The organism is Actinosynnema sp. NPDC059335, from assembly GCF_042752395.1.
GTDB lineage: Bacteria > Actinomycetota > Actinomycetes > Mycobacteriales > Pseudonocardiaceae > Actinosynnema.
Genome location: NZ_JBHYXZ010000286.1, coordinates 1 through 4,636, shown reverse-complemented (window position 1 = coordinate 4,636; position 4,636 = coordinate 1). Strand labels below are relative to the sequence as shown.

At 75.0% G+C, this 4,636-nt stretch carries 4 protein-coding genes; 2 read left to right on the top strand and 2 right to left on the bottom strand.

All coding sequences use genetic code 11. The annotated features are described in order from the left end of the window. Window positions 1-150 precede the first annotated feature (150 nt). Together ACFXGA_RS39630 and ACFXGA_RS39625 are read left to right on the top strand one after the other, a co-directional pair. Entirely contained in the window at window positions 151-957 is an 807-nt protein-coding gene (locus ACFXGA_RS39630; protein ID WP_378098170.1) for a RecB family exonuclease, read from the top strand. Between the two features lie 10 nt (window positions 958-967). Continuing rightward, on the top strand, window positions 968-1,270 hold the full coding sequence (locus ACFXGA_RS39625) for a hypothetical protein (RefSeq protein WP_378098167.1): 303 nt from the start codon (window positions 968-970) through the stop codon (window positions 1,268-1,270). Window positions 1,271-1,282: 12 nt separating this feature from the next. Here ACFXGA_RS39625 and ACFXGA_RS39620 read toward each other — a convergent pair whose 3' ends face one another. After that, window positions 1,283-2,155, bottom strand: a complete 873-nt coding sequence (locus ACFXGA_RS39620) for an alpha/beta fold hydrolase (RefSeq protein ID WP_378098164.1) — start codon at window positions 2,153-2,155, stop codon at window positions 1,283-1,285. Between the two features lie 371 nt (window positions 2,156-2,526). Continuing rightward, complete coding sequence (locus ACFXGA_RS39615) at window positions 2,527-3,855, bottom strand: PQQ-binding-like beta-propeller repeat protein (protein ID WP_378098161.1); 1,329 nt, start codon at window positions 3,853-3,855, stop codon at window positions 2,527-2,529. Window positions 3,856-4,636 lie beyond the last annotated feature (781 nt).

Genomic DNA, 4,636 nt, shown 5'->3' with positions numbered 1-4,636 from the left:
CGCCGGGGATCAGGGCGCGAACGGCCGACTTCCGGGCGACCTCGCCCGCGACGCCGGAGGCGGCGCAATCCAACACTGCAATCCAACACTGTCGGACCCCCTCGGTAACTTGGTTCCGTGCAGGAGCAGCTGGGGTTCGACTTCGGGGCGATGCCGAAGAAGCTGGTGCGGGTCACGCCCGCCAAGCTCGCGACGTGGGCCGACTGCCCGCGCCGGTTCCGCATGGCCTACCTGGACCGGCCGACGCCGCCGCGCGGCGGGGCGTGGGCGCACAACACGCTCGGCGCGGTGGTGCACAACGCGCTGAAGGCGTTGTTCGACCTGCCCGCGCCGCGCCGCAGCCCGGAGCAGGCGGTGGCGCTGCTGCACCGGCAGTGGAAGAACGACGGCTTCCGGGACGCCGAGCAGGCCGCCGAGTACCGGGACCGGGCGGTCGGGTGGGTGCGCGACTACGTCGGCGAGCTGGACACGTCGATCGAGCCGGTCGGCATCGAGCGCTGGGTGTCCACGCCCACGTCGAAGATCGTCGCCGAGGGCCGGGTCGACCGGATCGACCTGCGCGACGGCGAGCTGGTGATCGTCGACTACAAGACCGGCCGGCACGCGCTGACCGTGGACGACGCGCGGGGCTCGCAGGCGTTGGCGCTGTACGCGCTGGCCGCGCGGCGCACGTTGCGCAAGCCGTGCCGCCGGGTGGAGCTGCACCACCTGCCCACCGGCACGGTGTCGGTGTGGGAGCACACCGAGGAGAGCCTGGCGCGGCACGTGACGCGGGCCGAGGAGGCGGCCGACGAGCTGCGGCTGGCCACCGACACGCTGGAGGCGGGCGGCGACCCCGAGGTGCTGTTCCCGCCACGCACCGGGAACCGGTGCACGTGGTGCGACTTCCGCCGCTCGTGCCCCGAGGGGCAGCAGGCCGCGCCGACGCTCGACCCGTGGGCCTTGCTCGCGCCGTAGAGTTGGCCGCGTGACGATGGTGGACAGCAGACCCGAACCACGCCTGGCCAGGCTGTGGCGCGGCGTCAGCGGCGTCCTCGCGGTCGGCCTGGTGCTGCTGGCGTTGGCCATGATCGGCGTGCAGGTCTACGCGGGGACCCGTGACCTGCCCGGCCCCGGCCTGGGTGTCGTGATCGGCCACACCGCGGCGGCCGCGGCCGCGGTGGTGGCCCAGGTCGTCGCCGACCGCCGCCGCGGCTGGCCCGTGGCGCTGTGCGGCCTGCTGGTCGTGCTGCTGGCGGCGGCGACGATGTGGTTCTACTGGTGGGCGTGAGGCCGCCCGCCGTCAGGAGAGCCAGGCGCGCCAGGTCGGCAGGAGCGTGGCCAGCAGGGCGTCCGGCGCCTCGGTGTTCGGGTTGTGCATGACGCCGGGCAGCACCGCGAAGTCGGCGTCGAGGCGCTCGGCCATGTCCCGCTGGCTCGCCGCCGACCAGGCGTCGTCGAACTCCCCGCACACCACCAGGCACGGGACGCCGGCCGACCGGGTGACGCGGGCCAGCTTCGCGACCAGGTCCGGCTCGTGGCGCAGCGCCTGGCCCATGCCGAGCAGCCCGGCCGGTGACGAGCGGACGAAGCGTTCCCGGTAGAAGTCCTTCAACTCCTGCGGGACCGCCCGCCACCGCGGGTTGAGCGCCTGCCGCGTCTCGTTGACCTCGTGCGATGCCTCGATGCCCTGCTCGCGGAGCACCACCTCGGCGTAGTCCAGGGCGGTGCGGCGCTCGCCCGGCGGCAGCTCCGACGGGCCGGACGACATCAGCGTCAACCCGGACACCGGCGCACCGGCCAACACCGCGCCGCGCGCGACCAGGCCGCCGAACGAGTGGCCCAGCAGCAGCACGCGCCGGCCGTCGGCGGCGAGCTTCGCGACGAGCTCGGCGACCGCCGCGCCGAGCGCCTCGGTGCGGTACTCCGCCTCCGACGTCGGGCCGGCCGACTCGTACTGGCCGGGCAGGTCGATCGCGACGACCTCGACGCCGGCGTCGGCGATCGGGTCGAACAGGGGCGCGAAGTCCTCTTTGGACCCCGTGTAGCCGGGCAGGAGCAGCGCGGTGGCGCCGAGGTCGCGGCCGGTGGCGGGTTCGCGCAGGGCCGCGACCGGGCCGTGCCGCCCGGGCAGGTCCACGCGTCGCGCCCGGTGCGGGCTGAACTGCGAGTGCACGTCTGGCAGTCTGCCGCACCGGCCGCGCGGGCGCGTGACGCGTTGCCGCAGTGCCACGCCCGCGCCGCCTCCCGACGCCGGGATCACCGCCGTGTGCCGCCTGCGCCGCCGGGATCACCGCGCCGTGTGCCGCCTGCCGTCGCCGGAGTCGCCCACCCGCCGCCTGCACCGCCGGGTCACCGCCATGTGCCTGCCGTCGCCGGCCGCCTCAGGGGCCGCCGCACACGGGGTGCCGCCGTGCCACGCCTGCCGACGCCGGTCGCCCGGGCCTGCCGCAGGGGTGCCACGTCCGCGTCGCCGGTCGCCCGGGGTTGACGCGTCGGGTTCCCGCAGTGCGATGCCGGCGGTCGCCCGAGGCGTTGCCGCGGCGGCTACCGGAGGGCGACGAGCGTGCCGCCGCGCTGCTCCAGCACGACCGGCCCCTCGGTGGCCATCTCGACCGGGCCGGTGTGGTCGCCCCGGTCGACCGGGACCTCGGCCACCTCCTGGCCGGTGACCTGGTCGACCACCTTCAGCCCGCCCTCGACCGGCAGCAGCAGCCGCCCGGCGAGCGTGGTGCCCGCGCCGAGGGTGCCGTTCACGGTCCACAGCGGGTTGAGGTCGTTGAGCGACAGCGCCACCGTCTTCGAGCCGGTGAACCAGTAGATGTTCGCGGTGCTGGTGAAGGTGGACGCCACGCGGCCGGGCGGGTCGCCCGCGAGTTCCTCGGCGGAGACGTCGACGGGGTAGCTCGCGACCGAGCCGCCGGTCTCGGAGTCGAACACCACGAGCCGGCCGGGCACGGCGAGCGCCACCCGGTTCGCGGTCACCGCGATCACCCGCGCGCCGTGCTCGCCGGTCACCGCGGTGGTGATGACCTGCGGTTCGTCGGACTTCTCCGGGTTGGGCTTGAGGACCGTGAGCCGGTCGGAGGGGTCCAGGGAGGGGCAGCGCTCGATCAACGCGATCTTGCCGCCGGTGACCGCGAACGAGCCGTACGTGCAGCCGGTGCGGGGCTGCTTGTTCGGGTTCACGATGGCGCGCAGGGTGCCGTACTCGAGCGAGCGGACCAGGTCGTCGCGCCGGTAGACCTCGACGTACGACCCGCCGGTGGTGAGCACGTGCGAGCCCTCGTTCAGCAGGCGGGTGCCGAACTCCGCGTCACCGTTGCGCTGCGGCCCCCGCTTGCCGGAACCGGTTTCGAGGGTCGTGACCTCGGAGCAGTTGGTGTCCTTGCGGTGCACCGCGAAGACCCGGCCCCAGGCCGTGGAGACCGTGCACAGCGGCAGGTCGCGGGCGTAGCGCCAGCGGACGTCGCCGGTGAGCGCGTCCCGGCCGACGACCTCGCCCCCGTCGCCCGTGACGACGACCGAGTCGAGGTTCACCGGCACCGGCGTCGCGCCGCTGGGCGCGCGCCAGATCTCCGACAGCGTCGGCGGCAGCTCCGTGGCGGGCTGGAGGGGGGTGATCCCGGACGGGCCGGTCTGGCTGACGGTGTTGCGCGCGTCGCTGGTGAGCCACAGGACGAGGCTCGCCACGAGCACCGCCGCCACCACCAACGTCACGCCGACGAAGTCCGCCTTCGTCCGCCACGACCTCGGCGGCAGCGGCTCGAAGTCGTCTTCCTGCGGCTCGACCCGCGGCTCGACGGGCTCGGCCAGGACGTCTTCCTCGTCCAGCACGACCTGCCCGTTCGACTCCGCCTGCTCCGGCTGGCCCACTGCCCGGCTCCCGATGGTCGGTGATCTGTCGCGTTCGGTCTGGCGGACATGCTGCCACCACCGGGAAGAGGTCGGTGTGAGGCGGCACCACAACCCGCTCCAAGCGTCCCGATTGGCGTGCCACGAGCCGGGTGGCGCGCCAGGGCGACGGGCGGGCCGGCTGTGCGGAGTGGCGGTTCGGCCGGCCTGGTGACCTGGCGGTCGGTGGCCCGGTGGCCCGGTGGCCCGGTGGCCCGGTGGCCCGGTGGCCCGGTGGCCTGAGGGTCGGTGGGCCGGCGGTGTCGGCCGGCCGCATGGGCCGCGGTGGTGCCGGGGTTGTGGCCGGTGGGCCGGCGGGTCGGTGGGCCGGCCGGTGGGTCACGGTGGTGCGGGCGTCAGGGCGGTGGTGCCGGCGGCTGGTGGTGGGGCCGGTGGTGCCGGCGGGGTCGGGTGGGTGGCTGGTCGGGGGTCCGGGGTGGTTCGGGGGCTCCTCGCTTTCAACCGAGGTGCGGTAACAGTGTTTCCGTACATTTTCGGGCCATGATCACCCGATTGTGTTACCGGACTCGGGTCGGGCAGCGCTCGGACCCGCGCTGCCCGCCACGATCATGCCCTACTCGGCGGTCGCCGGCGCGTTGTCGGACGCCTCGCCGCCACCGCCCGTGCGACGACGCCGACGACGCCTCGGCCGATCGCCCTCGGCGGCCGCGGGCTGCTCCGGGGCCTCGGCCGACGGCCCCCGCGGCGGCCCGGGGGCGGGGGGGCGGGGGGGGGGGTTTTCACAAAGACGATCCCCCCCGAA

Coding starts and splice junctions, on each gene's coding strand:
- ACFXGA_RS39630 (WP_378098170.1), top strand. CDS start 151: ATGCCGAAGAAGCTGGTGCGGGTCACGCCCGCCAAGCTCGCGACGTGG.